At 71.0% G+C, this 24,416-nt stretch carries 27 protein-coding genes; 6 read left to right on the top strand and 21 right to left on the bottom strand.

Annotated features, from left to right (window positions below; all coding sequences use genetic code 11):
• Positions 1-225: 225 nt before the first annotated feature.
• Entirely contained in the window at positions 226-1,545 is a 1,320-nt protein-coding gene (hemL, locus tag OHB21_RS11385; RefSeq protein ID WP_407675177.1) for a glutamate-1-semialdehyde 2,1-aminomutase, read from the bottom strand.
• A gap of 182 nt (positions 1,546-1,727) precedes the next feature.
• On the opposite strand from hemL, the gene OHB21_RS11380 reads away from it, so the two are divergent.
• Positions 1,728-2,114 (top strand): hypothetical protein, encoded by a 387-nt coding sequence (locus OHB21_RS11380; protein ID WP_067506075.1) that lies wholly within the window; start codon positions 1,728-1,730, stop codon positions 2,112-2,114.
• A 64-nt stretch (positions 2,115-2,178) separates the two neighbouring features.
• Here OHB21_RS11380 and OHB21_RS11375 read toward each other — a convergent pair whose 3' ends face one another.
• The 6 genes from OHB21_RS11375 to hemB form a co-directional block, all read right to left on the bottom strand.
• On the bottom strand, positions 2,179-2,322 hold the full coding sequence (locus OHB21_RS11375; protein WP_195124634.1) for a hypothetical protein: 144 nt from the start codon (positions 2,320-2,322) through the stop codon (positions 2,179-2,181).
• A gap of 336 nt (positions 2,323-2,658) precedes the next feature.
• Entirely contained in the window at positions 2,659-2,961 is a 303-nt protein-coding gene (locus tag OHB21_RS11370) for a hypothetical protein (protein WP_147265843.1), read from the bottom strand.
• A gap of 56 nt (positions 2,962-3,017) precedes the next feature.
• Complete coding sequence (locus tag OHB21_RS11365; protein WP_067506069.1) at positions 3,018-3,266, bottom strand: hypothetical protein; 249 nt, start codon at positions 3,264-3,266, stop codon at positions 3,018-3,020.
• Positions 3,263-3,763, bottom strand: a complete 501-nt coding sequence (locus OHB21_RS11360; protein WP_067506066.1) for a hypothetical protein — start codon at positions 3,761-3,763, stop codon at positions 3,263-3,265. Before OHB21_RS11360 ends, OHB21_RS11365 begins: the two co-directional genes overlap by 4 nt.
• 302 nt (positions 3,764-4,065) lie before the next feature.
• Entirely contained in the window at positions 4,066-4,542 is a 477-nt protein-coding gene (locus OHB21_RS11355; protein ID WP_228789001.1) for a hypothetical protein, read from the bottom strand.
• A 50-nt stretch (positions 4,543-4,592) separates the two neighbouring features.
• Complete coding sequence (hemB, locus tag OHB21_RS11350) at positions 4,593-5,570, bottom strand: porphobilinogen synthase (protein ID WP_328438602.1); 978 nt, start codon at positions 5,568-5,570, stop codon at positions 4,593-4,595.
• A gap of 169 nt (positions 5,571-5,739) precedes the next feature.
• On the opposite strand from hemB, the gene OHB21_RS11345 reads away from it, so the two are divergent.
• Positions 5,740-6,012 carry a hypothetical protein gene (locus OHB21_RS11345; RefSeq protein WP_067506057.1) on the top strand — a complete coding sequence of 91 codons (273 nt, stop codon included), beginning with the start codon at positions 5,740-5,742 and terminating at the stop codon, positions 6,010-6,012.
• A gap of 420 nt (positions 6,013-6,432) precedes the next feature.
• Here the strand turns inward: OHB21_RS11345 and OHB21_RS11340 are convergent, their stop codons facing one another.
• From OHB21_RS11340 to OHB21_RS11320, 5 genes are all read right to left on the bottom strand, one after another.
• Entirely contained in the window at positions 6,433-7,995 is a 1,563-nt protein-coding gene (locus OHB21_RS11340) for a bifunctional uroporphyrinogen-III C-methyltransferase/uroporphyrinogen-III synthase (RefSeq protein WP_067506053.1), read from the bottom strand.
• The gene (gene hemC, locus OHB21_RS11335; RefSeq protein ID WP_067506050.1) at positions 7,992-9,092 is read right to left on the bottom strand and encodes a hydroxymethylbilane synthase; all 1,101 of its coding nucleotides are present in this window, start codon (positions 9,090-9,092) and stop codon (positions 7,992-7,994) included. The genes OHB21_RS11340 and hemC overlap by 4 nt, the downstream gene beginning before the upstream one ends.
• Positions 9,089-10,525 carry a glutamyl-tRNA reductase gene (locus OHB21_RS11330; RefSeq protein WP_067506046.1) on the bottom strand — a complete coding sequence of 479 codons (1,437 nt, stop codon included), beginning with the start codon at positions 10,523-10,525 and terminating at the stop codon, positions 9,089-9,091. The genes hemC and OHB21_RS11330 overlap by 4 nt, the downstream gene beginning before the upstream one ends.
• A 73-nt stretch (positions 10,526-10,598) precedes the next feature.
• A complete protein-coding gene (locus tag OHB21_RS11325; protein ID WP_067506042.1) occupies positions 10,599-11,450 on the bottom strand; it encodes a redox-sensing transcriptional repressor Rex in 852 nt (283 codons plus the stop codon).
• A 238-nt stretch (positions 11,451-11,688) separates the two neighbouring features.
• The gene (locus OHB21_RS11320; protein ID WP_067506039.1) at positions 11,689-11,970 is read right to left on the bottom strand and encodes a glutaredoxin family protein; all 282 of its coding nucleotides are present in this window, start codon (positions 11,968-11,970) and stop codon (positions 11,689-11,691) included.
• A 208-nt stretch (positions 11,971-12,178) separates the two neighbouring features.
• Between OHB21_RS11320 and OHB21_RS11315 the strand changes: the two genes are divergently transcribed.
• Entirely contained in the window at positions 12,179-13,105 is a 927-nt protein-coding gene (locus tag OHB21_RS11315; RefSeq protein WP_067506423.1) for an HAD family hydrolase, read from the top strand.
• Between the two features lie 121 nt (positions 13,106-13,226).
• On the opposite strand, the gene OHB21_RS11310 is transcribed toward OHB21_RS11315, so the two are convergent.
• From OHB21_RS11310 to OHB21_RS11270, 9 genes are all read right to left on the bottom strand, one after another.
• Entirely contained in the window at positions 13,227-14,252 is a 1,026-nt protein-coding gene (locus OHB21_RS11310) for a lysophospholipid acyltransferase family protein (protein WP_067506036.1), read from the bottom strand.
• On the bottom strand, positions 14,249-15,280 hold the full coding sequence (locus tag OHB21_RS11305) for an NAD-dependent epimerase/dehydratase family protein (protein ID WP_067506032.1): 1,032 nt from the start codon (positions 15,278-15,280) through the stop codon (positions 14,249-14,251). The genes OHB21_RS11310 and OHB21_RS11305 overlap by 4 nt, the downstream gene beginning before the upstream one ends.
• 258 nt (positions 15,281-15,538) lie before the next feature.
• Positions 15,539-15,640 carry a 30S ribosomal protein bS22 gene (locus OHB21_RS11300; protein WP_003402602.1) on the bottom strand — a complete coding sequence of 34 codons (102 nt, stop codon included), beginning with the start codon at positions 15,638-15,640 and terminating at the stop codon, positions 15,539-15,541.
• Between the two features lie 238 nt (positions 15,641-15,878).
• Complete coding sequence (locus OHB21_RS37440; protein WP_228788999.1) at positions 15,879-16,169, bottom strand: helix-turn-helix domain-containing protein; 291 nt, start codon at positions 16,167-16,169, stop codon at positions 15,879-15,881.
• Between the two features lie 194 nt (positions 16,170-16,363).
• Positions 16,364-17,185: a pyrroline-5-carboxylate reductase gene (gene proC / locus OHB21_RS11290; RefSeq protein WP_067506029.1), complete on the bottom strand. Its 822-nt coding sequence runs from the start codon at positions 17,183-17,185 to the stop codon at positions 16,364-16,366.
• A gap of 22 nt (positions 17,186-17,207) precedes the next feature.
• The gene (locus OHB21_RS11285) at positions 17,208-18,077 is read right to left on the bottom strand and encodes a thioesterase family protein (RefSeq protein ID WP_084537427.1); all 870 of its coding nucleotides are present in this window, start codon (positions 18,075-18,077) and stop codon (positions 17,208-17,210) included.
• A 78-nt stretch (positions 18,078-18,155) separates the two neighbouring features.
• Positions 18,156-19,025, bottom strand: coding sequence for a sugar phosphate isomerase/epimerase family protein (locus tag OHB21_RS11280; RefSeq protein ID WP_067506417.1), 870 nt, complete (start codon positions 19,023-19,025; stop codon positions 18,156-18,158).
• 132 nt (positions 19,026-19,157) lie between these two features.
• A complete protein-coding gene (locus tag OHB21_RS11275; protein ID WP_195142097.1) occupies positions 19,158-21,251 on the bottom strand; it encodes a hypothetical protein in 2,094 nt (697 codons plus the stop codon).
• Between the two features lie 31 nt (positions 21,252-21,282).
• A complete protein-coding gene (locus OHB21_RS11270; RefSeq protein ID WP_067506021.1) occupies positions 21,283-22,302 on the bottom strand; it encodes a Ppx/GppA phosphatase family protein in 1,020 nt (339 codons plus the stop codon).
• A gap of 67 nt (positions 22,303-22,369) precedes the next feature.
• Here OHB21_RS11270 and OHB21_RS11265 point away from each other — a divergent pair, with 67 nt between their 5' ends.
• From OHB21_RS11265 to OHB21_RS11255, 3 genes are all read left to right on the top strand, one after another.
• A complete protein-coding gene (locus OHB21_RS11265; protein ID WP_067506018.1) occupies positions 22,370-23,224 on the top strand; it encodes a hypothetical protein in 855 nt (284 codons plus the stop codon).
• Positions 23,225-23,346: 122 nt separating this feature from the next.
• The gene (locus OHB21_RS11260; RefSeq protein ID WP_195124894.1) at positions 23,347-23,820 is read left to right on the top strand and encodes a hypothetical protein; all 474 of its coding nucleotides are present in this window, start codon (positions 23,347-23,349) and stop codon (positions 23,818-23,820) included.
• A 105-nt stretch (positions 23,821-23,925) separates the two neighbouring features.
• On the top strand, positions 23,926-24,384 hold the full coding sequence (locus OHB21_RS11255) for a hypothetical protein (protein WP_067506011.1): 459 nt from the start codon (positions 23,926-23,928) through the stop codon (positions 24,382-24,384).
• The last annotated feature ends 32 nt before the right edge of the window (positions 24,385-24,416 follow it).

The raw sequence follows: 24,416 nt of genomic DNA, 5'->3' as shown, positions 1-24,416 counted from the left end.
CTGCCTTCGCCGCAGGCACAACGGTGTCCCCGGCCTGGGTCCCCGCGCTCGCCGCAGAGGTGTCCGCCGGTGCGGCGTCATCGCTGCCCGCGGGCTTCGAGGCGGCGGGTTCGGATGCCTTCGTCGCGGTCGCGGCGGCTTCCGCGGGGGCCGTGCGCTTCGGGGTTTTCTTCGGGGTGGGCGCGGGGGTGGGGGCGCCTGCGTCTGGGTTGTCGAGGTCGGAGGTCACGCGCGGGATCCTTCGGGGGTGGCGGCCGCGGCCGCTCGGGCGGCGGCTGGGAGGGCGGCGGCGATACGGTCGAAAGCGTTCTCGTCGAGCGCGGCGGAGACGAACCAGGCCTCGAACGCGCTCGGCGGCGCGTACACGCCGCCGTCGAGCAGGGCGTGGAAGAAGGCGGGGAAACGCCAGGTCTGCGCGGCCTTGGCGGTGGCGTAGTCGGTGACCGGACGGTCGGCGAAGAACACGCTCACCATATTGCCCGCGAACTGCACGCGATGCTCGACCCCCGCGGCCGTCAGCGCCTCGGTGAACAGGCCGCCGAGGCGTTCGGCGTTGCGGTCCAGCGCGGCGTAGACCTCCGCGTCGGCGGCGCGCAGCGTGGCCAGGCCCGCCGCCACCGCCACCGGGTTACCGGACAACGTGCCCGCCTGATAGACCGGGCCGAGCGGGGCGAGCTGGTTCATCACCTCGGCGCGACCGCCGAACGCCGCCGCGGGCAGGCCGCCGCTCATCACCTTGCCGAACGTGTACAGGTCGCCCGCCACGCCCTCGCGCCCGAACCAGCCCGCCGCGCTGACCCGGAACCCGGTCATGACCTCGTCCATGATGAGCAGCGCGCCGTGTTCGGTGGTGTGCGCGCGCAGGCCCTCGTTGAAACCGGGCAGCGGGGCGATCGCGCCCATGTTGCCCGCGGCGGCCTCGGTGATCACGCACGCGATCTGGCCGGGATGCGCCTCGAATGCCGCCCGCACCGCCGCGAGGTCGTTGTAGGGCAGCACCAGGGTGTCGCTCGCCTGCGCGCCGGTGACGCCGGGCGAGGTGGGCAGGCCGAGGGTCGCGACGCCCGAGCCCGCGTCGGCGAGCAGCGCGTCGACGTGCCCGTGGTAGCAGCCGCTGAACTTGATGATCTTGGACCGGCCGGTGTAGCCGCGCGCCAGCCGGACCGCGCTCATGGTGGCCTCGGTGCCGGAGTTCACCAGCCGCACGCGTTCCACCGGCGCGACGCGCTCGGCGATGAGTTCGGCCAGTTCGATCTCGGCCTCGGTGGGCGCCCCGAAGGAGAGTCCGCCGCTCGCGGCCTTCCGCACCGCTTCGACGACGGTGGGATGCGCGTGGCCCAGGATCATCGGCCCCCACGAACACACGAGATCGACGTACTCGTTGCCGTCGGCGTCGACGAGGGTGTACCCGTCGGCGGAGGCGATGAAGCGGGGCGTGCCCCCGACCGAATGGAACGCCCGGACCGGCGAGTTGACGCCGCCGGGGATCACCGAGCTCGCCCGATCGAAGAGCTGAGCGGAAACCGGCACCGATGCACTGGTCACGCGCGGAGAAGAACTCACGGCCTCCAGTGTCGCAGCACCCGCGCGGCCGGTCGACGACAGGGTGTAGGAGAGTGACGCGCACCGCAGCAACACGCCACGGACCGCGAGTTCGGTGAACCGCGCGCGGCCGCTGCGTACCCTCTTGTGATCGTCGCAGCAGCTAGCTCCCGGGAGGGCTCACCATGCGGTTCGCGCTCGTCAGCTCGGCTCTTCTCGCACTGCTCACCGCCGGATTCGCGGGCGCGGGCACGGCCGCGGCGGCCGATCCCATCGCCGAGCCCGACCAGGGGCGCGTCGGCGCGCGACTCACGCACGAGGAAACCGTCGCGCTGGCGGGTGGTCCGGTGCCCGCGGTGGTGTCGATGTTCGTGCCGCTGAACCGCATTGGCGCGGGTCTGCACGACGACACCCAGATCTATCGCGATCAGAACGGCGGCGTGCACGCGTCATTGCGTCAGGTGATCGCGGAATCCGCGAGTCACCCCGACGGGACGGTCACCGTCTACGTGAACGCCCCCGGCACGCGCAACGGACGTGTGCTCGACGTGTATCAGAACTGGACCAGCTGATTCACTAACGGTTCTGCTCGCGGCAATAACCCGACCTGCTCCGACCTCCGGATAGGGACGACCGTCAGGTCATCCGGCAGGGCAGTTCGGCGGAGAAGGTGCGCAGTGAGCAGAGAAGTCCGTTCAAGATGCCCGCCGAGCCGGTCTCCGGCACCAGGTCGGAGACGGGCACCGGGTGCGGTGCGGCCGGTTCCAAGGGCAGGCCCACGGCGGACGCAGGTGTGGCGGCGAAACCTACCGCAGCCGAAACTGCCAGGGTCGCAATGATTTTCGACGCGACACAACGCATGTGTTCCACACCTTCCCGCACCGATCGCGTCTTGGCGTGACTATCGCCGGCCCAACCATCGTAAACCCGCCCGAGCAGTCTGGATCGCGATCACTTCAAATAGTGGTGCAGGGTGCGGAGCACGGCGGACGCCCCACGTGATGCCGACGCGGAATCGAGGCCGACCCTCGGCCGCCGGGCACGCAAGAGGCGCGGGCAACCCCGAGCGGCCGGGCGGCGGCGCCGAGCAGGCAGAGCGGCAACGCCGACTCCGCCCTACGTGATGCCGACGCAGAATCCAGCCGACCCCGTGGTCACCAGGCACCCCAGCGGCGCGGGGAGCAGGCTCAGCAGGCCGGGCGGCGCGCTCGGCGCGTAGACCGGTGCGGCGACACCCTCCACCGGCAGCGTGATTTCCACGGCCGACGCCCCGGAACCACCCGGCGCACCGGCCGACACCACCTGGGGAGTCCCCGTAGATCCCGGCGCCTGCGCCGACGCCGCGGGAACCGCGACGATCACGCCGAACAGAACGCCGGCCGCCCCCGCAACGAGCTTCGCGCGACTTGTCTGGTTCATGTGGGGGATCTTCCCACCCGCCCGCGCCCTAAACGGCGCACCGGGCCGAAAGGTTCTCAGCGCGAGGTGAGTTCGCGCACGGCCCGCGCGACGGCGTCGATGGCGAACAATCCGCCCACAGCGACGAGGAACGCCGCGAGCGCGATCCAGGGGGCGACGTAGCGGGTGGCGTCGAAGGCGGGCACGTCACCGAAAGCGGCGAACGAGGTGGTGACCACACCCCGACCCCAGCACACCACGGCCAGCACCAGGCAGACGACGACCACCACCGCTTCACCGAGTGCGATCCCGACGCTCCGATTCACCCATCCGCTCCGTTCTCACCCGGTTTGCCGTCGTCCGCCCCGGTCCGCAGCGCCGCGGTGAGGGCGGTGCGCAGGCCGCGGTGGTCGCGGGCCCACGCCTGCACCAGTCCGCCGTCGCGCAGTCGCAGGCCGATGCCGGTGCGCCTGCGCGGCACGCCGGTCAGTTCGCCCAGCGCCCGCGCGGACTCCCAGTCCTCATCATTCCAGGACTGCTCGTCGCGGTCCGGCAGCACCGCGGCGATCGAGGAGAGCGGCAGCGTCTCGGCGCCTTGGCGCAGGGCGCTCGGGGTGAGTTCGACGCTCACGTGCCTGCGCCCGGCGACGACTTGCAGCGCGACGAACGCCGCGATCAGCACCGCGCAGAAGAGCAGGGCGAACCAGTGGACCTGACCACCGGTGCGGATTTCGATCAGCAGCACGACGAGGCAGATGATCGGGCCGTAGGCGACGGCACGCCAGCGCGCGCCGGGCTCGGCGAACAGGACTTCCCCGGTCACGCGGCGCTACCCCGCGGACTCGAGGGTGGGAATGGGTTCAGCCGACCAGACCGGGCAGCAGCAACAGTGCGACGGTGACCACACCGAACAGAATCAACAGGCCGAGAACGAGCACGTCTCGCCGAATGCTGTGCGGCTGCTGGATCACCACTCGCATCGATGCCTCCGATCCCCCGGAGCCATCTGGACAACGCTTGCGCAACGCTCGAACGACAACTACCGGTTCCCAGTTCCACTGTGACAACCCTCACCATACATGGCGCCATGGCGGCGACAAATTCGGCGGGGGTATGCCCGGCCGTTCACCTGCGGTTCACCTGGAAGTATGCGGAGGAATCCGGACGGTAACTCAGATACAGCGCGCCACCGGCCAGCACGCCCTGCACGATAGTCGCGCCACCGGCGATGAGCGAGGCCGTGCCCACGACCGTGTCGAGGGAGAACAGCGCGAGGAAGCCGCCCAGAATGAGCCAGATCGACCCGACGGTGAGGATCGTGCGCGCCCACGGCTTGCCGCGGCCGAACAGGTGCACCACGCCCAGCGCGGCGGCGGCCAGCGCGAGACCGGCCAGGACCATGCCGACCAGGAACAACGACACCACCAGCTCGGCGGTGGCCATGGCGTAGTTCGCGTCGCTCTGACGGCCCTGTTCGAGCACGCGCTGCTCGAGCTCGTCGCGATTCTGCAGCGACGACACCGCCGAAGCGATCAATTGGATGACGCCGAACACGACGATCACCCACCACACCTGGCGTGCGGTGCGAACATCCTCGGGCATAGGTGGGCGCTGTGGGGGCGGAGCGAAGACCATAGGTCCAGGGTGGTTCGTCACGACAACCAGTTTGCGGCCTCGGTCGCCCAGTAGGTCAGCACGATGTCGGCGCCCGCCCGCCGGATGCCGACCAGCGACTCGAGCACGGCGCCGCGGCGGTCGATCCAGCCGCGCTCGGCGGCGGCGGTGATCATCGCGTACTCGCCGGAGATCTGGTAGGCGGCGACCGGCACGGTGGAGCGGTCGGCCACGTCGCGCAGGATGTCCAGGTAGGACATGGCCGGCTTGACCATCACGATGTCGGCGCCCTCGGCCAGATCCAGTTCCAGCTCGCGCAGGGCCTCTTTGCGATTGGCCGGATCCTGCTGATAGGTGCGGCGATCGCCTTGCAGCGAGGAGCCGACGGCCTCGCGGAACGGGCCGTAGAAGGCGGAGGCGTACTTGGCGGCGTAGGCGAGAATGCCGGTGTCGGTGCGCCCGACCGCGTCCAGGCCGCGGCGGACGGCGGCGACCTGGCCGTCCATCATGCCGCTGGTGCCGAGCAGATCGGCGCCGGCCTCCGACTGGGCCAGCGCCATGTCCACGTAGCGGTGCAGGGTGGCGTCGTTGTCGACCGCGCCGTCGGCGTCCAGCACGCCGCAGTGGCCGTGGTCGGTGAACTCGTCCAGGCAGGTGTCGGCCATGATCACGGTGGCGTCGCCGACCTCGTCGGCCAGGGCGCGCAGGCCGCGGTTGAGGATGCCGTCGGGATCGCTGGCCAGGCTGCCGGTGGCGTCCTTGTCCTCGGGCTTGGGGACGCCGAACAGCATGAGCCCACCGACGCCCGCGGTGACCGCCGCGACCGCCTCCTTGCGCAGCGAGTCCATCGAATGCTGGTGGACCCCGGGCATGGACCCGATCTCCCGCGGCTCCGCCAGACCGTCGGCCACGAACATCGGCAGCACCAATTGCCGTGGTTCCAGGGTCGTTTCGGCCACGAGGCGACGCAGAGCGGGAGTTCGGCGCAACCGCCGCGGGCGGTCCATTCCGGTCATGATTCGCACGATACGCCTGCCGGGAAACCCCCGCGCGAGCGGCCGCAGGGGGTGTGCGCAAGAACCCGAGAATCCCTGTCGGGCAGGGGTTTTTGTCGGACCCCTCGCGTAGAATCGAAGATGTGTTCGAGGGGATCCACCGGGTTCCCTACCGCGAGGGGAGGACGTTTTGCCCGCGACCGCAACCACCCGTCAGACCATCACGCCCTATCGGCCGCTGGAGCGGCGGCCGCTGCCGACCGGCCGTCCGCGCCGGTGGTACGTCACGCACAACCGCAGGCTCAAGGCCATGCGGTTGAGCATCGCCCTGCTCGACTCGGGCGTCTACCTGCCCACCCAGGCGAGCAACGAAAAGATCAGGCGCACCGCCGAACTCGTCGGCATCCGCCCACCCTCCGACGCCACCTGCCGCCTGGTCCGCAACCTCATGCGCTGGCGCTAGCGCCTTCGGCGTATTGCTTGGCATTTAGAACTAGCGCCACAGGTGTGGGTTGTGGTTGCGGTCGTTGGTGGGGCCCCTTCAGGGGGCGGTGCTCCGGCTGTGTGGGCCATGTTCGGCTGTGGATCTGCAGCTGAGCATGGCCGTGACCGCTGAACACTCCAGGTGCGGCAATAGGCCGAACGTGTTTGACCGGGGCGCTCGCGTCGGTGATGCCGATGTCGTACCGGCGCGAGCGCCCCGCCGCAACCACTTGAACAGCCGCAGTTCAACCGGCCGACCCTGAGCCCCACAGCCCACACACGACCACAGCACCACCCGGAAGGCGACTATCAACCACCGAAACCACAACCCGTGCCTGTGGCATCAGTTCCAAATGCCAAGCAATACGCCGGAGGCGTTGGCTATCGCCGAAGGCGTTGGCTATCGGCTGCGGCGGCTCTTCTTGCGGGGTGGGGGCAGGAGGCCCTCGGCGCGCAGGCGGGCCGCGTGTTCGGCCAGTGCCTCGACGAGCGGGCCGACCTGGGCGACCTCGGGCTGCACGTCGACGCGCAGACCGAATTCGATGGCCGTTTCGGCGGTTTTGGGGCCGATGCAGGCCACGATGGTGCGGGCGTGCGGCTTGCCGGCGATGCCGACCAGGTTGCGCACCGTGGAGGAGGAGGTGAACAGCACGGCGTCGAAACCGCCGGTCTTGATCATCTCGCGGGTCTCCGCGGGCGGCGGCGAGGCGCGCACCGTGCGGTAGGCCGTCACGTCGTCGATCTCCCAGCCGCGGTCGCGCAGGCCCTCGGCCAGCGTCTCGGTGGCGATGTCGGCGCGCGGCAGCAGCACGCGGTTCACCGGGTCGAAAACGTCATCGTAGGGCGGGAAGTCGGCCAGCAGGCCCTCCGAGGACTGCTCGCCCGAGGGCACCAGCTCGGGGTTGATGCCGAACGCGCGCACCCGGTCGGCGGTGGCCTCGCCCACGCAGGCGATCTTCACGCCCGAGAACGCGCGCGCGTCCAGTCCGAACTCGGCGAACTTCTCCCACACCGCGCGCACCGCGTTGGTGGAGGTGAACACCACCCACTGGTAGCGGCCGTCCACCAGGCCCTTCACCGCGCGCTCCATCTGCGCGGGGCTGCGCGGCGGCTCGACGGCGATGGTCGGCACCTCCATGGGGATGGCGCCGTGCGTGACGAGCCGCTCGCTCATCTCCGCCGCCTGATCCTTGGTGCGGGGCACCAGCACGGTCCAGCCGTACAGCGCCCGCGACTCCCACCACGACATCTTCGACCGCGAGGCGACCACCTTGCCGATGGTCACCACCAGCGGGCCGACCAGTTCGGAGGCGGCGCTGTTCAGCGTGGCCAGGGTGGCCTCGATGGTGCGCTGCTGACGGGTGGTGCCGCGCACGGTGACCGCGACCGGGGTCTGCGGGGCCATGCCGTGCTCCACCAGCGCGCTCGCCGTCTCGGCCAGGTGGCCGGAGGTGGCGTGCAGCACCAGGGGGCCGGGCGCGGCGGCCAGCGCGGCCCAGTCGACCTCGCCGCGCACGTCGGCCTCGGTGTGCCCGGAGCCGAGCGCGATACCCGCGTAGCTGGGCACCGCCGAGCCGTTGGGCAGGCCGGGCAGCACCTCGAACACCATGTGCGAGCGGGTGACGGAGGTGACCTCGGTGATCACCGAATCGGTGGTCAGCGGATCGCCCGCCACCACGCGCACCACGTCGTGTCCAGCGCGCGCCTCGGCGACGAGGGTCTTGGCGACCTCGGCGGGCTCACCCAGCGCGGGGCGCACGTCGACCGGACGGTTGCCGTCCTCGTCCGCCTCGACCGCGGTGCCGATCAGCGCCAGCACGCCCTTGTCCACATCGGGATCGGTGAACGCCAGTGTGGCTCGCCCCAGCACCTCGCGCGCACGCACGGTCAGCAGGGCCGGGTCGCCGGGGCCGGACCCGACGAACAAGATCCGACCGGGGTGCTTCTTGGTGGCTCGGCTCATCGGTTGTTCTCCATTGGGCTGGGATTGCTGATACGACCGTCGGCCGCGCCCGGTCGCGGCTCTTGCGAAGGGGGCTCGGCACCGGACGGCGAGCCCTCCGCTCTCGCGTCCTCGGCGTCCTCGCCCGGGGCGCTGAGCAGATCGCGCGCCCCCAGATCGAGCAGTTCACGCGCGAGTGCCCGCCCGAGTTCGGCGGCGTCGGCGGGTGCGCCCACCACGGAGGCGCGCAGCACCTCCGAACCGTCGTGGGCGGCGGCGCAGGCGCGCAGCGACAGTTCGTCGACCACCCGGCCGTCGTCGTCGAGGGATTCGACGACCTCGGCCAGCGCGCCGATCGGCGCGGTGCAGCCCGCTTCCAGTTCGGCCAGCAGGGTGCGCTCGGCCAGCACGGCCGCGCGGGTGGCCGCGTCGTCGAGGCGGGCCAGGATCTCGACCAGATCGGGATCGTCGCTGCGGCATTCCACCGCCAGCGCGCCCTGGGCCGGGGCGGGCAGCATCTGCACCGGCTCCAGCGCCTCGGTCACCGCGTCCAGGCGCTCGATGCGGGCCAGGCCGGCGCGCGCCACCACCACCGCGTCCAGTTCCCCTTCGGAGACCTTGCGCAGCCGGGTGTCCAGATTGCCGCGCAGCGGCAGGATCTCCAGGCCCAGGCCGAGGGCGCGCAACTGCGCCGCGCGCCGGGGCGCGGAGGTGCCGATGCGGGAACCGGCGGGCAGTTCGCCCAGCACCATGCCGTCGCGGGCGACCAGCGCGTCGCGCGGATCCTCGCGCGGCGGGATCGCGGCGATCGTGAACCGCTCGTCCGGGGCGGTCGGCAGATCCTTGTACGAGTGCACCGCGATGTCGATGGCGCCCGCGAGGAGTTCGTCGCGCAGGGCGGAGGTGAACACGCCGACGCCGATCTTCTGCACCGGGTCGGAGGAGAGGTCGCCGGGGGTCTTGACCACCACCAGTTCGGCCGGGTGCCCGGCCGCGACGAGCGCGTCGCGCACGGTGCCCGCCTGGGTCAGCGCGAGCAGGCTGCCCCTGGTGCCGATGCGCCACGGCGCCCTGGTCCCGTCAGCGGTCACGTTTTCGTCTTCCTGAACGACTGTCATGCCGGCCTGCCCTCCTCGCCGAGGTGTCCCGCGGTGAAATCGTCGGCGAGGCCCGCGCCGTCGCCCGCGATCGCGCTGATCTCCATCGGCGCGGCAACCGCCTGTGCCGCACCGGGTTTCAGTTCGAACAGCTCGCGCAGCGCTTCGGCGTAGCTGTCCCCGCCCGGGGTGGAGGCCAGCTGCTTGACCCGCACCGTCGGCGCGTGCAGCAACTTGTCCACCACCCGGCGCACCGTCCGCGCGACCTCGTCGCGCTCCGGATCGGCCAGGCTCGGCAACCGCGAATCCAGCCGCATCAGTTCGGCTTCCACCACCTCGGCCGCGCGCTGGCGCAGCGCCGCGACGGTGGGCGTGACCTCGGCCATCCGCTGGCCGGCCAGGTACTTCGCGAGTTCGTCGGCGACGATCGAGCGGGCGGCGGCGGTGTCGTCGGACGCGGCGTTCGCGGCCGGATCGCGCTGCAGGGTCTCGATGTCGATCACCGCGACGCCGGGCAGGCCGGCCACGGCGTGCTCCACATCGCGCGGCAGGCCCAGGTCGCAGAAGACCAGCGGGCGCTCGGTGGCCGGGAATTCGGCCCGGTCGCGGTCGGCCAGCGCGCGGTGGGTGTCGGCCAGCGTCACGACCGAGCCCACCGCTCCGGTACAGGTGATCACGACGTCGGCGGCGGCCATGGCCTCGGTGAGCCGGGACAGTTCCAGCGCCGTGGATTCCACGCCGTGCGTGCGGGCGGTCTCGGCGAGGCGGGTGGCCTTGTCCAGGGTGCGGTTCACCACGATGATCCGGCCGATGCCCGCGCGCGACAGGTGCGCCACGGCCAGTCCGCCCATCGCGCCCGCGCCGACCACCACGGCGGTGCGGCCCTCGAGTGCCGTCTCCAGCGGCAGGTCGGTGCCCGCGCGCAGCACTTCACGCGCGCGGTCCAGCGCGACCGACACCACGGAGGCGCCGGCGCGGTCGATCCCGGTCTCGGTGTGCACCCGCTTGCCCACGCGCAAGGCGTGCTGGGCGAGTTCGTGCAGGGTGCGGCCCGCGGCGCGCTGCGCGTCGGCGGTGGCGTAGGCGCTGCGGATCTGGCTGAGCACCTGCTGCTCGCCGACCACCATCGAATCCAGGCCCGAGGCCACGGCGAACAGGTGCTCGGCGGCGGCCTCGCTGTAGCGGACGTAGGCGTGTCGGGTCAGATCCGGCATCGGCAGCCCGGAGTGCTCGGTGAGCAGCTCGCCGACCTCGGCCAGACCGCCGTGGAAGGCGTCCACCACCGCGTACACCTCGACGCGGTTGCACGTCGACACGATCATCGCCTCGGACACATGGGTGGAGGCCAGCAGCTGATCCAGGAGCTTGGGCCGGTCGGTGTCGGTGATCGCCACCTTCTCCAGCACCGCGACCGGCGCGCTGCGATGCGAAATCCCGACGAGCAGAACACTCATGCCTGCGCCTCGCTGACGCTCGGCTCCGGCATGCGCGTTGCACGCTGGCACATGATTCGCTCACTGCGTTCGCTCATGGCGTAACCACCGATCCCTTGCCTTTTGGCTCCGTTGCCGAATGCGAGGTCGAATGCTTGAGGGCGGGGTGCGCCGGTGCGCGGCGGGCGATCCGGCCCGACCCCACGTGCGCGACCTCGGGCAGCGGCTCGGGTTCGGCGTTGCGGGTCCGCTCGAACGAGAGCATCTGCATCTCCACCGCCAGGTCCACCCGGCGGACCTCCACCGTGTCGGGCGCGATCAGCCCGCACGCGGCGAAACTCAGGATCGACTGCAGCCCGGCGGCGACCAGCTGGTCGCACACGTCCTGGGCCGCCTCGTCGGGCACCGCGATGACCGCGATGGTGGGCTCGAGTTCGGCGACGGCGGCGCGCAGGCCCGCGGCGTCGCGCACGGTGAGCCCGGCCAGCGGCGCGCCGATCACCGCGGGGTCGGCATCGAAGACGCCGACGACCGTGAAACCGCGGCGCCGGAACCCGCCGTAGCCGACCAGGGCACGGCCCAGGTTCCCGGCGCCGACCAGCACCACGCGATGCCCACCGGACAGTCCGAGCACATCCTCGATCCTGGTCCGCAACTTGGCCACGTCATAGCCGACACCCCGGACGCCGTTGGGGCCGAGGAACGACAGATCCTTGCGCAGCTTGGCCGAATTGACACCCGCCGCGACAGCGAGTTCCTCACTCGATACGATGAGCACACCGTCCTCGGCGAGCGTGGCGAGCACCCGGAGGTAGGTCGCCAGCCGCGTGACGGTGGCCTGGGGAATGTCCTTCTGCAGGGAGCGCGCGCCGACGCCGTCGGGCCCGTCGCCCGGTCGCAGAGCCCTGCCGGAGACGCCGCCCGGCGCCTCATGCTGCTCTGTCACGTCGTCGGCTCCTCGTTGCGGTCCCCAGTGAGCGCGGACCGGTTCGTTCGCTCGACCTCCAGCCCGGGCGGCGGACCGGTGCCACGGTCGATGTATCGGATTTCGCGTGCGACTTGGCGTGGCCTCGGCCCGCGGGTCGCGTGCCACCACCGTAACTGCTTGTGAAGCCCTGCACAAAGTCGGTGAAATTGGCCTCATTTTCCGCCGCGACCAGCGCGGCGGGGAAATCGCGCGCCGATCAGGCCGGGCGGCGGCTCAGATCGGCGCGCAAGCGCGGTTCGTCGACGTCGAAGTAGCTGTGCTCGCGCCCGTCCAGCAGCACCACCGGCAGCCGGTCGCCGTACTCCGCGCGCAGGCCAGGGTCGGTTTTCGCGGCCTCGTCCACGTCCACCACACCCGGTTCGACGCCGAATTCGACGCAGACGGCCCGCAGCCGCGCCAGCGCGGTGGTGCACAACCCGCAACCGGCGCGAGTCAGCAAAGTCACTTCCGGCGTGGCGGGCGCTGTGGGATTGGTCATGCCTGCTATTAAATCCCCTCGCCACACCGTCACCGGTGCGCGCCGTCTCGGCGTGACTGTCGGTGAATCCGGTTACTGTGGACGTGGTTCGCGCGAACGGGCGGAGGTACTGGTGCCGGAACGATCGAGGGTGGAGAGGGCCGGATTCATCGCGGGCCGGTTCGGCGAGTTCCCGGCGCGATGGAGTTCGAGTTCGCTCGGCCAGGGGTTGCAGGATCAGCTGGCGCGCATCTCGCGCAGCCCGTTCGGCCCCAGCGAGGAAGAGGTGCGCGCCAACCTGGCCGGTGAGGCCAGCGCCGACGCCGCGCTCTCGCTGCACGAATCCGAGCTGGCCGAGGCCGCCGACACCGGTCACGAGGTGCCGCGCGACCTGACGGCGGCGGCGTTCTTCGACGTGGACAACACGATGGTGCAGGGCGCGTCCATCGTGCATTTCGCGCGCGGCCTGGCGGCGCGCAAATACTTCAAGACCAGCGACCTGGTCGACGTGGCGTGGAAGCAGGTGAAGTTCCGCGTCACCGGCAAGGAGAACAGCAGCGATATGGCCTCCGGCAAGGAGAAGGCGCTGTCGTTCATCGCGGGCCGCCCCACGGCCGAGCTGGCCGCGCTCGGCGAGGAGATCTACGACGAGATCATCGCCGACAAGATCTGGCCGGGCACACGCGCGCTGGCGCAGATGCACCTGGACGCCGGCCAGCAGGTGTGGCTGGTCACGGCGACGCCGGTGGAGCTGGCCCAGGTCATCGCCAAACGCCTCGGCCTCACGGGCGCGCTGGGCACGGTCGCCGAGAGCGTGGACGGCAAGTTCACCGGACGGCTGGTCGGCGACATCCTGCACGGCCTCGGCAAGGCGCACGCGGTGCGCACCCTGGCCGTGCGCGAGGGCCTGAACCTGAGGCGCTGTACCGCGTACTCCGACAGCCACAACGACGTCCCGATGCTCTCGCTGGTGGGCACCGCCGTCGCCATCAACCCCGACTCCGACCTGCGCGAGGTGGCCAAGAACCGCGGCTGGGAGATCCGCGATTTCCGCACCGGCCGCAAGGCCGCCAAGATCGGCGTCCCGACGGCGCTGGCCCTGGGCGCGGCGGGCGGGGCGGTCGCAGCCGCCATCACCCGCAAGCGCGAGCATTAGGGCCGCGCCTGCACCGCTCGGCGCCAACCCTCAACAGACACCGCGAGATCCGCACTACCCCAGCCGCCCCGGGGAGGGAGCCCGACGACCGACCGTTCGCGGCCCCCGGCGCGCCAAAAACTCAGCCCGTGAACGGGTTGCGGCGTTTGGTCAGCAGTTTGTAGAGCGTCTGCTGGATGGTTTCGCGCACCTGGTCGGTGACCTCGAACATGGTCATCGGGTCGTCGGCGGCCTCCGGCTCGTAGGCCGTGGTGGGGATGGGGGTGCCGAATTCGATGTACCACTTGGAGGGCAGCGGGACGGCGCCGAGCGGGCCCAGGTGCGGGAACGTGGGCGTCACCGGGAAGTACGGCAGGCCGAGCAGGCGGGCCAGCGGCTTGAGGTCGGCCAGCTTCGGGTAGATCTCCTCCGAGCCCACGATCGAGCACGGGATGATCGGCACGCCGGTGCGCACGGCGGCGGCCACGAAACCGCCGCGGCCGAAGCGCTGCAGCTTGTAGCGGTCGGAGTAGTGCTTGCCGACGCCCTTGAAGCCCTCGGGGAAGACACCGGTGAGTTCACCGGAACGCAGCAGGCGTTCGGCGTCCTCGCGGCAGGCCAGGGTGTGACCCGCCTTGCGGGCCAGCACGCCGAGCAAGGGCAGTTCGAAGATGAGGTCGGCGGCGAGCAGCCGCAGCGCGCGCTGTTTGGGGTGCTGGTCGTGCACGGCGAGCTGCAGCATCAGCCCGTCGATCGGGACGGTGCCCGCGTGGTTGGCGACGATCAGCGCGCCGCCCACCTCGGGGATGTTCTCCACGCCGCTGACCTCCACCCGGAACCACAGATCCGAGAGCGGCCGCAGCGCGGGCAGAATGAGGGATTCGAGCAGGTGCTCGTCGAGACCGAACTCGTCGACCTGGTAGTCGCCGGTGATCCGGCGGCGCGCGAATTCGGCGGTGCGGCTGATCTGCTTGCCGATACCGCCCCGGACGAGCTCGCCCAGCGACTGCGGTGACTGCGGAACGGCCGCCGCCAGTCGATCGGTCAGCGACGTGACCCGGCTCGGCGCCGTCCCCGGCGCGGACTCGGGCCAGCGGCGGACATTCGCCCGCGGCTTGAACTCGGTGTTCGGATCATGCAGTGGGATGACTTTCGCCACGTCGTTCATGAATGTGCTCCCGTACCGGCCCCGAGCAGGCCGAGCAGTTTCTTTTCTGCGGCATCGATCCACGCCGGATCGAAGACGGGCCGCAACGCTGCGCCCCCGATGAAATCGTCGAAAGCCTGGACCGTTGTCCAACGCGGTTCGAATCCGAGTTCGGTGCGCATCCGCGTCGTGTCCAGACCACAACCGAAATGAAAATAGTCGAGCTGTTCGCCGGTGAATTCCCGCATCACCGGACCCATCAGCGCGCGCCCTGCCGTGCGGAAGAACAGGAACGGCACCGGCAGTTCGAGGCGCCCGGCTCGGCGCACCGCCTGCGAGAGCGCCAGCGCCCCGTCACCCGCGATGTTGTAGGTACCACCGGGGGCCGTCCGCGCCGCGTGCGCGAGGGCGGCCACCGCGTCCTCTTCGTGCAACAGTTGCATCCGCGCGTCCCGGCCGAACACAGTGGGCGTCACGGGCGAACGAAGATACTGTACTCCGCGCCGGGCCAGGCGCGGACCGACTATCGGCGCCAAGCGCAGGATCGAGGCGGCCACGTCGGGACGGCGGCGGGCCAGGCCGCGCACGAAGCCCTCGACCTCGATCATGTCGCGCGCGAACCAGCCGCGCGGCGGCGTGCGAGCGCTCATCTCCTCGGTGAACTTCGCCGGATCCTTGGCGCTGCACCCGTACACGGCGGAGGTGGAGCGCACCACAACCCGGCGCACCGACGGGGACTTCTGGCAGACGGCGAGCAACTGCATGGCGCCGAGCACGTTGAGGTCCTTCATGACCGCGCGGCCGCCGCCGGCCGGAGGCCGCGACAGCACCGCGGAGTGCACGACGGTGTCGACTTCGTTGCCGCCGATAACTTTGCGTATCAACGGGTTACGGATATCAGCGCGGACGAATTCGGCGCGGCCCATGCGCCGTTGCAGATCTCGGCCCGGGGTCATGGTATCGACGGCGATGATGCGCTCGACGGACGGGTCGGCGGCCAGTTTGGCCACCACACTGCCGCCGAAGAAACGACTCGCGCCGGTCACCATCACCACCTTGGGAGAGTGTCCGTCTCTCAGTTCAGAACCCACCGCTGCACCGGTTCCCACCTGCCAGGCCCCCGATTGACTTTATTCGCGGTTCCCAGGGTAGCCGCTGCCGTCTGAGTCGCCGAGAGTATTAACCAGGATCTAACGATGACTTCAGTCACCGGATACACGTTTAATTTTCAAACTGAACTGTTTCAAAAAGCGAGGCCCGCCACCGGACGGTGACGGGCCTCGCTGAGCGCCTCGCGGCGCGGCGACTCACTTGCCGAGTTTGCGCCGCTGCACACGCGTGCGGCGAAGCAGCTTGCGGTGCTTCTTCTTCGACATGCGCTTGCGACGCTTCTTGATCACAGAACCCATAGGGTGTCCTCGCGTTCTCTCTACTCGGCGCGCACGCATCGCGTACGCCTAGCTGTTTACGGCGCCCGCGCCGCCCGCGGCCACCGGACACCACGAACTGGCGCCGCAGGCAGGCGAACACGAACCGGAGGACCATCCTACCGGTAGGCGCGGCGCCCTCGATCCAGGCCCCTGGAGCCATGCCGAGGCCCGGGCCGCCCGCAGCGACAGGGACGTCCCGTCCGGAACTACCGCTACCTCACCCCGCGTCGAAGTACGAAGTCTCCAGATAGTCGTGCACCGCCTTGGCGTGCACGCGGAACGACCGCCCGACGCGCACCGCGGGCAGTTCGCCCGAGTGCACGAGACGGTAGACCGTCATCTTGGAGACTCGCATCAGATTCGCCACTTCGGCGACGGTGAGAAACTGGGTGCCGCCACCGAGCACGTTCTGCCCCGGCGAACCGGAACCACCTTGCGCGCGCGGTCCGGCACGGCCCGCGGAGGGGCCGGACGCACCTGGTGACGTCCCCGAGCTGTTCGCAGACATCTTGTTGGAAGACATCATTGCACCATTGACCTCCGGCACGTCCGCGCCGCCGGCTTCCCCACCGGCGGAACAGACACGCACGTGCTCCTTGAAGCTTAGCGGGGCCAGTGGGATTACTGCGACGTGTGTGAGAAATCAGCGCTTACGCGGCGGTGGCCCGGACGCGAACCGGAGGTTTATTCCAACCGACCGGTCTATTCGGCGCTGGCGCCCTGTTCGGCCGAACGCCGCTTGGCCGCGTGCAGCGCCTCGAGGAACGCCGAGCGCACCCCGCCGCGCTCCAGTTCGCGCAGCGCGGCGGCGGTGGTGCCGGCCGGCGAGGTGACGGCCGCGCGCAGGTCGACCGCGCTCTGTCCCGACTCGTCCAGCAGGGCCGCCGAGCCGATCATGGTCTGTACCACGAGCTCGGTCGACACGTCCCTGGACAGGCCCAGCCCGACGCCCGCGTCGACCATGGCCTCGACCACCAGGAAGAAATAGGCGGGACCGGAGCCGGACACCGCGGTGACGGCGTCCATCTGCGATTCCGCCACCGTGACGACCTTGCCGACGGCCGACAGCATGTCGGTCACCAGCTCCAGCTGCTCGGCGCGCGCGTAGCGGCCCGGCGCGAGCACGCTCATGCCCTGGCCCACCAGCATCGGGGTGTTCGGCATCACGCGCACCACCGGGAAACCGGCGGGCAGCTTGGCCTCCAGCCGGGCCGTCGGCACACCGGCGGCCAGCGAGACCAGTACCTGCTCGCGATCGCCGCCGTCCAGATCGGCCTTGCCCAGCTCGGTGAGCACGGAATCGACGTCGCCGGGCTTCACCGCGATCACCAGCAGGTCGGCGCCCACGGCCGCGTCGGCGGCGTCGGGGGTGACCCGGACACCGAACCGACCCGCCAGCACCTCGGCGCGGTCGGCGTGCGGCTCGACGACGACCAGATCCTTGTTCGCCCGCCCGGACTCGAGCAGTCCGGCGACCAACGCCTCCCCGATCCGTCCACCACCGATCACCGCGATTCTCGTCATGGTGGATAAGGCTAGACGCGCGTCAGCGGCGCTGTGGCAGCAGTGCCAGCTGTCGGCTCTGGGCGACGATGGCGCCGGTGCTGTCGAGCACGAGTTGGTCCTCGTCGAACAGGCGACCGCCCACCTCGTGGGACACCGCGACGATCCGCAGCCAGCCGGGCGCGGGCCTGCGCCGCAGATACGTCGTCATCTGGACGGTCGGGGCCCAGCCGAAGTGGCCGAGGTTCATCGACACCGGCGGGCTCATATCGGCGGCCATCATCGCGAACAGCGCCGACACCTCGGGATCGGCCTGGTCGCCGGCCAGCGGGCGCATCCACAGCCGCAGCCGCGGCTCGCCCTGCGCACCGTCGAGGAACCGCGCCCAGGACTTGTCCAGGAACAGCTCGGCCCCCTGCGCGACGTGCACGATGTCGCCCATCGGCGAGCCCTGGTAGCCGAGCGCGTCGGCGGGCGGTTCGGCGGGCATATCGGTGTGCTCGGGCGCGTACAGCGGCTCACCGTCGTCGAGGTGGCCGAAGGTGAACGCGGTGCGCACGCGGTCGCGGCCGTCCTGCACGAGGGTGGTGTCGACCAGGCAGATCTGGCGGCCGATCTTGCGCACCCGCACCTCGTAATCGACCGCGCCGGGATCGGGCGCGCCGAGGAAATCGGAGCTGGCCGCGATCGGCGCCATCTCGGCGAGCGCCGGATCGGTGGCGCGCAGCAGGCGGGCGGCCGCGGCCGCGCTCGCCGCGACCATGGTGCCGCCGTGCACCTTGGTCCCGATGGTCCACACGTCGTCGATCACGCCCGCGTAGCGGCCCACGCCGTCGGCGGGCGCGGCCGTCTCGGTCAGCGTGCACACCGCGGCGAACGGCGCGAGGGTGGATTCGGTCAACTCCAGCGTCATACGGTCGGCTCCTGTCGTGCGATTCGTACAGCGTACAACCGCGCGGATGGAGTACCGATTCCCAGGCCCCCGGAGCACTCAGGCCGGGTTGACGCGGGGTGCGGCGGGCAGGGGGGCCGGGGCGTGGCCGTTGAGATGGACGCGGGCGAAGGTGAGGGTGCGGTGCAGCATGGCGGCGCGGTCGGCGGTGGTGCGGGCGTTCTGGGTGTTGATCTCGGCGACGGCGTGGCCCGCGAAACCCGAACGCACCAGCTGCGCGCACACCTCGACGCACGGCTGGGAGCCCTCGCCGGGGACGAGATGCTCGTCGTGGGCAGCGCCGCGGCCGTCGGCCAGATGCAGGTGCGCGAGGCCGGGGCCCATCCGCTTGGCCAGCGCGAGCGGGTCGGCGCCCGCCGTGGCGGTGTGCGACAGGTCGAGGGTGTAGTGCGCGAATCCGGTGTCGGTGGGGTCGTAGGACGGGCTGAACGCCGTGAGCCCCCACCCGGGCCCGCCGCGGCGCTCCAGGCGCTGCGCCGCCTTCGTCCCGCGCCCGAACAGGGTGTCGGCGCGCATCGGGAACATGTTCTCCACCGCGACCACCACCTCGCCGTGCTCCTCCAGCTCGGCGACCTGGGCGGCGAACCCCTCCGCGTAGCGCCGCTGCCAGCGGAACGGCGGATGCACGACGACGGTCTCGGCGCCGAGCGCCTCGGCGGTGCGCACGCTGCGCTCGAGTTTCGCGATCGGATCGGCGCCCCACACCCGCTGCGAGATGAGCAGGCACGGCGCGTGCACGGCCAGGACCGGCATGTCGTACTTGCGCACGTAGGACTGCACGGTGGCGATGCTCTGGCTGGCGGGCTCGGCCCACACCATCAACTCGATCCCGTCGTAACCGAGTTCGGCGGCGTAGCGGAACGCGGCCTCGGTGTTCTGCGGGTAGACCGACGCGGTGGACAGCCCCACCTGGATGATGCGGCCCGGTGGCGCGCCCGGGTCCTCGTGCCGTGTCCCGGATTCCGGCTCGATCCCCCCGATCGACCCGGTTATCCGAGTGTCGTCCGCCTGCCCGATGTTCCCCACGGCACCGCTCCCTGCTCAGCCTGTACTGAGAAGAAAGGCTAGCGGTCCGAGCGTGACGAAGACGCCCACGACCACCGCGATGCCCGTGCTGAGAATGTCGTCGGTGCGACGCAGCACCCGCACGAGCGCGACGAGTCCGAGGATCACGATCGTCGCCAGTGGCAGCGCCACCCAGGGCAGCATCTCCCACATGCGCTCGAAGCCCTTGAACAGCAACATGCCCGCTATCGCCGCGCCCGCGCTCTGCCCGCCGAGGATCATCCACTGGCGGCGGTTCTCGTCGAGATCGGGCCGCGGTTCGCGCTCGGCCGACCGCTTGCCGGCGGCCAGCGCCTTGGCGCGCAATCCCCGCGACAGCGATGTCAGCTTGCCGCGCGGTTCGGCCTCGAACTCGTCCTGATCGTCCTCGTCGTCGTACTCGTCGACGTCGGCGGTGAACGGGTCGTAGGCGTCGGTGTGGCCGTCGTCGAGATCGGCGGGCGGGCGTTTGCGACCGCGTTCGGAGCGCTCCACACCGTCGCGCAGCAGGTCGCCCGCCACCGTGGACCCGGACAGCAACTGCTGGTCCTGGCTGGCCAGCGACCAGGCGGCGGTCGGGATGCCGCCGGATTCCGGATCGGGGTCCTCGGGCGACGGCGGGCCCGGTTTGTGCCTGCGCGCCGACCACGCGGGCAGCGCGCCACCGGCCCGCGACCGCAGGGTCTCGGTGCGCGAACGCGGCGGCTCCTTCGGCCGCTCCGGCATCGGCGAGAGCGGTTTGGGTTCCGGATCGGGCGCGAATCCGTGCGGCGTGCCGGGCTCGGCGTCCGCTTCGGGGCCGAATCCGTCGCCGGCGTCGGGCGCGAACGGGCCGAAGGCGCTCGGCGGCGGCCCGAATCCGCGACCGTGCTCGGGACCGTAGCCGGGGGCGAAACCACCGCGCGGGTCGGGGCCGTAACTCTCGGGCCCGAAACCGTTGCCGGAATCCGGTCCGGGTGGGAACCCGCCGGGCTTCGGCGGAAAACCGTGCGGCGCGTAGCCCTCTGGCGCGAAACCGTTGGGGCCGAACTCTCCCGCGCCCTGTTCCGGCGCGAAACCACCGGGCGCGTAGTTTCCGCCCTGCTCCGGCGCGAAACCGTTCGGCGCGAAACCTCCGTCCGGCTCCGGCGCGAATCCGCCAGGTGCGAAACTCCCGCCGGACCCCGGCACGGGACCGTCGGAGCCGAAACCGTTCGGTGCGAAACTCCCACCGTGTCCCGGCGCGGAACCGTTGGGTCCGAACCCGTTCGACGCGAAATCGCCGTCGACCTCCGGCACGAGACCGTTCGGCCGGTATCCACCCGGTTCGAATCCCCCCGCGGCCGGGGACCACGCCGCCGTGGAAGGTCCGGCCTCCTCCTCCGCCTCGGCGGCCCGGCGACGAGCCGCGCGCCCACCGCGCGCCGCGCCCTCGTCCGACACGGAACCACCCGGAGCCGCCGCGGACGGGTCGAACTCGACGGGCTCGCGCAGCGGCGGCCCGACGACCATCGTCTCGTTCTCGTCGGGATCCTGCTTGCGCCTGCGGCCGCTGCGGCGCGCGCCGAGCGGCGGCAGCGCGGGCATCCCGCCGGACTCCTCGGGGCCGGGGGCGCTGTGCCGGGAACCGCCGGGTGGCGGCGTCTCGACCTCGGCGGGTGCGTAGGACGGCTCGGCCGGGGCGGGGCTCGAATACGCGGTGGGTTCGGCAGTGCCGTAACCGGTGGCGCTCCCATAGGGATCGCCCTGTTCGGCACCCGCCGGCGGATACGGCGCGAGCGGGTCGTAGCGCGTGATCGGCCCGGAGATCGGCGAGTAGTCCGACTCCGGTTGCGGGGGACTGTAGGAGACCTGTTCGCTCGCACCGGGTTCGAACGGCGAGGGCTGGAAGGGTGAGGATTGGAAGCCCGCCGGTTCGGGTACCTCGGGCTCGGGCGCGGCGTGCGCGGAATGGCTGCCGCCCTCCCCGATCACGGGCAGGTCGCCGGTCAGCTCGGCCACGGAGATTCCGCGCGCGCCGCGTCTGCGCCGCCCGCCGGAGGAGGTGGCGCCCTGCTGACCGTTGCGGGCCAGCAGCTCGGCCACCGACAGCTGTTTGGATTCGTCGCTCATAGTCGCGCCTCGCTGACGCACCGGGCCGCGTTCACGGCGTCGCCGCCTCGATCGGGCCCGGCTGGGGGCCGCCGGGGTCGCCGCCGCGCGCCGCGCCGGGCAGGATCGTCGCCTCGAGTCCACCGTTCATGTCGGTATCCAGTTTGCGCAGGATCAGCCCTTCCCGCAGCGCCCACGGACAAATTTCGAGGGTATCCAGCGATAGTGCCCGCATACTCGCCTCCGCGACCAATGCGCCAGCCACCAATTGCTGTGACCGATCCGAACTTACGCCTTCCAATTCTGCACGGTCGGCGGCCGTCATTCGCGAGATGAACGCGATCAGTTGCCGCAGGCCCGAGCCGGTGAGCGTACGCCGCACGCGGGGACCGGCCCCCGACGGCGCCGCGCCGGTGAGCCGCGCCAGCGAGCGGAAGGTCTTGGACGTGCCCACCGCCAGATCCGGTTTACCGGCCGCCACCAGCTCTTTCGCGGGTGCGACGAGTTCGGCGTCGAGCCAGTCGCGCAGTACGGCGACGCGGCGCTTGCCCGGCGGGTCCTCGCGCAGCCAGTCCCTGGTGAGCCGGCCGGCGCCGAGTTGCAGCGAGAGCGCCACGTCGGGCTCCTCGTCGCCGCCGGTGCTGATCTCGAGCGAGCCGCCGCCGATATCGAGGTTGAGGATGCGGCCCGCGCTCCAGCCGTACCAGCGGCGCACCGCGAGAAAGGTGAGCCGAGCCTCGTCGACGCCGCTGAGCACCTGGAGTTCGACGCCGGTCTCGGTGCGCACGCGGGCCAGCACCTCGTCGGAATTGGCGGCCTCACGCAAGGCGGAGGTGGCGAAGGGCATCAGCTCGACGCAGCGGGAGGTCTCGGCGATGCTGGCGAATTCGGCCACCGTGCTGATGAGGCGTTCGGCGCCCGCGACGGTGATGCGGCCCTCGTCGTCCATGTTCTCCGAGAGCCGCAGCGTGGCCTTCGTCGAGCTCATCGGCATCGGGTGGCCACCACGGTGCGCGTCCACCACGAGCAGGTGAACGGTGTTGCTTCCGACGTCGAGTACCCCTAGCCGCACTCCGAACACGGTACTTGGTCCCGGTGTCCGGCGGGCCAGGCGAGGTGAGCTGTTACCGTGGGCAAGTGTGACGGCAGGCGCAGCTACGAGCAGCCAGAACCCGCCCCGACCAGCGGGAAAGATCGACCCGGCACCCGAAGTCGATCTCGATTTCCCGCGCGAATGGATCGAGTTCACCGATCCGGCAAATGACGAGCATCTCATCGTCGCGGATCTGACGTGGCTGCTGTCGCGCTGGACGTGCGTCTTCGGCACGCCCGCCTGCCAGGGCATCATCGCCGAGCGCCCCGACGACGGCTGCTGCTCACACGGCGCCTTCCTCTCCGATGACGACGACAAACTGCGCCTGGCCAAGGCTGTGAAAATGCTCACACCGCAGGACTGGCAGTTCATGGACGAGGCCCGCAACGCCAAGGGCAAGGTCAGCGCGAAGCGCTTCCTCGAACTCGACGAGCTGGAGGACGAGCCGGCGCTGCGCACCCGCCGCCACGAGGGCGCGTGCATCTTCCTGAACCGGCCCGGCTTCGCGGGCGGCGTCGGCTGCGCACTGCACACCATGGCCCTGCGCCGCGGACTGGAACCGCACACGGTGAAGCCGGATGTGTGCTGGCAGTTGCCTATTCGCCGCACCCAGGAGTGGGTGGACCGCCCCGACGGCGTGCAGATCCTGCGCACGGTGGTCACCGAATACGATCGGCGCGGCTGGGGCCCGGGCGGCCTGGACCTGGACTGGTACTGCTCCGGCTCGCCCGACGCGCACGTGGGCACGCGCGCGGTGTGGCAGTCCTACGGCCCCGAGCTCACCGAGCTGCTGGGCAAGCCGGCCTACGACGAGCTGGCCAGGCACTGCCGCCGCCGCGAGGGTCTCGGGCTGGTGGCCGTGCACCCGGCCACCGTGCACGCGCGGCGCGCGCAGGACTGAACCGGCCCGCCGTCGCCTAACGGTCGCTTGTCCAATTTTGCGAAACGTCTACATTTCACACATCGACCGATTTACTGTGCGGGGTGCCCGCCTCCCCCGGCGGGCAGCACAGGAGAAACACCATGGGCAACACCCCCACCCTCGGCCGCCGCGTCGGCGTCGGCGTCGCCGGGTTCGCGACGGCCGCCGCGGTGGCCGTCTTCGCCGCCCCGCCGGCGCACGCCACCGTCGACTCGATCACCATCTCGGGTTCCGACCACGTCATCGACACCACCTACACGCTGCGGGCCCAGCTCAGCGGCGCGGGCATCGGCCTGCTCGTCTACTGGACGGCCAACGGCGAATCGATCGCCAACCCGCAGGTGCCGTGGCCGATCGGCGAATCGTCGGTCCCCTGGACCCCGCGTGAGGCGGGACAGCACCTGATCACCGCCGCGCAGGGCGGCAGCACCAAGACGATCGTCGTGAACGTGACGGACCCGAACGATCCGGGGCCGGGCGATCCGGGCGACCCCGATCCGGGTGATCCGGGCAGTCCCGGCACCGGCAGCGCGGGCAACCTGCTGCGCGGCCTCTTCGGCGGCAGCAGCCGCTGACCTCCGGCCCACTCGCCGGGTCGGGCGTCTTCTCGCAAAATTCAGAAACATTCGCGCTTCACAAAGTAGCCTGACCGCACAGCCGGTCGGCACAGGAGGAGCATCATGACAGCATTCGGCTTCACCCGGCACACGGCGGGCGCCGGACTCACGGCGTTCGCGGCGGTCGCGGCGGTGACCGTGCTCGCCGCACCCGCGGCGCACGCCGCCGTCACCTCGGTCTCGGTCGACGGCGGCAACCACAGGGTCGGCCAGACCTACACCATCACCGCGAAGGTCGGCGGCGCGTCCGGCGGCCTGCTGGTCTACTTCAGCGTCAACGGCGAGTTCATCGGCGCGCCCAAGGTGCCGTGGCCGCCCGGCACGGCGACCATCGAATGGACACCCAGCCAACCCGGCGAGCACATCATCACCGTGGAACAGGGCGGCAGCACCAAGTCGATCATGGTCGACGTGGGCAAGGCGAGCAGCGGCGGCTCCGGGAGCTCGGGCAGCGCCGGTACCGGCAGCGCGGGCACCGGCAGTGCCGGACGCTTGCTCGGCGGGTTGCTCGGCAGCAGCTGAGCACGGTCGCGGGCCGTTTCCCGGCGGCCCGC

Origin of the sequence: Nocardia puris, from assembly GCF_036051655.1 — a bacterium.
GTDB classification, from domain to species: Bacteria; Actinomycetota; Actinomycetes; order Mycobacteriales; family Mycobacteriaceae; genus Nocardia; species Nocardia puris.
This window is presented reverse-complemented; position numbering and strand designations above follow the sequence as displayed.

What these genes read in the sequence shown, in the direction of transcription:
- OHB21_RS11285 (WP_084537427.1), bottom strand. Translation starts at nt 18,077, where the DNA reads ATGACGCTGGAGTTGACCGAATCCACCCTCGCGCCGTTCGCCGCGGTG.
- OHB21_RS37440 (WP_228788999.1), bottom strand. Translation starts at nt 16,169, where the DNA reads ATGTCTGCGAACAGCTCGGGGACGTCACCAGGTGCGTCCGGCCCCTCC.
- OHB21_RS11355 (WP_228789001.1), bottom strand. Translation starts at nt 4,542, where the DNA reads ATGCCCGAGGATGTTCGCACCGCACGCCAGGTGTGGTGGGTGATCGTC.
- OHB21_RS11275 (WP_195142097.1), bottom strand. Translation starts at nt 21,251, where the DNA reads ATGAGCGACGAATCCAAACAGCTGTCGGTGGCCGAGCTGCTGGCCCGC.
- proC (WP_067506029.1), bottom strand. Translation starts at nt 17,185, where the DNA reads ATGACGAGAATCGCGGTGATCGGTGGTGGACGGATCGGGGAGGCGTTG.
- OHB21_RS11380 (WP_067506075.1), top strand. Translation starts at nt 1,728, where the DNA reads ATGCGGTTCGCGCTCGTCAGCTCGGCTCTTCTCGCACTGCTCACCGCC.
- OHB21_RS11320 (WP_067506039.1), bottom strand. Translation starts at nt 11,970, where the DNA reads ATGACCAATCCCACAGCGCCCGCCACGCCGGAAGTGACTTTGCTGACT.
- OHB21_RS11330 (WP_067506046.1), bottom strand. Translation starts at nt 10,525, where the DNA reads ATGAGTGTTCTGCTCGTCGGGATTTCGCATCGCAGCGCGCCGGTCGCG.
- OHB21_RS11370 (WP_147265843.1), bottom strand. Translation starts at nt 2,961, where the DNA reads ATGAACCAGACAAGTCGCGCGAAGCTCGTTGCGGGGGCGGCCGGCGTT.
- hemB (WP_328438602.1), bottom strand. Translation starts at nt 5,570, where the DNA reads ATGACCGGAATGGACCGCCCGCGGCGGTTGCGCCGAACTCCCGCTCTG.
- OHB21_RS11300 (WP_003402602.1), bottom strand. Translation starts at nt 15,640, where the DNA reads ATGGGTTCTGTGATCAAGAAGCGTCGCAAGCGCATGTCGAAGAAGAAG.
- OHB21_RS11260 (WP_195124894.1), top strand. Translation starts at nt 23,347, where the DNA reads ATGGGCAACACCCCCACCCTCGGCCGCCGCGTCGGCGTCGGCGTCGCC.
- OHB21_RS11255 (WP_067506011.1), top strand. Translation starts at nt 23,926, where the DNA reads ATGACAGCATTCGGCTTCACCCGGCACACGGCGGGCGCCGGACTCACG.
- OHB21_RS11310 (WP_067506036.1), bottom strand. Translation starts at nt 14,252, where the DNA reads ATGAACGACGTGGCGAAAGTCATCCCACTGCATGATCCGAACACCGAG.
- hemC (WP_067506050.1), bottom strand. Translation starts at nt 9,092, where the DNA reads ATGACAGTCGTTCAGGAAGACGAAAACGTGACCGCTGACGGGACCAGG.
- OHB21_RS11305 (WP_067506032.1), bottom strand. Translation starts at nt 15,280, where the DNA reads ATGGTGACCGGCGCGAGTCGTTTCTTCGGCGGCAGTGTGGTGGCCAAA.
- OHB21_RS11340 (WP_067506053.1), bottom strand. Translation starts at nt 7,995, where the DNA reads ATGAGCCGAGCCACCAAGAAGCACCCCGGTCGGATCTTGTTCGTCGGG.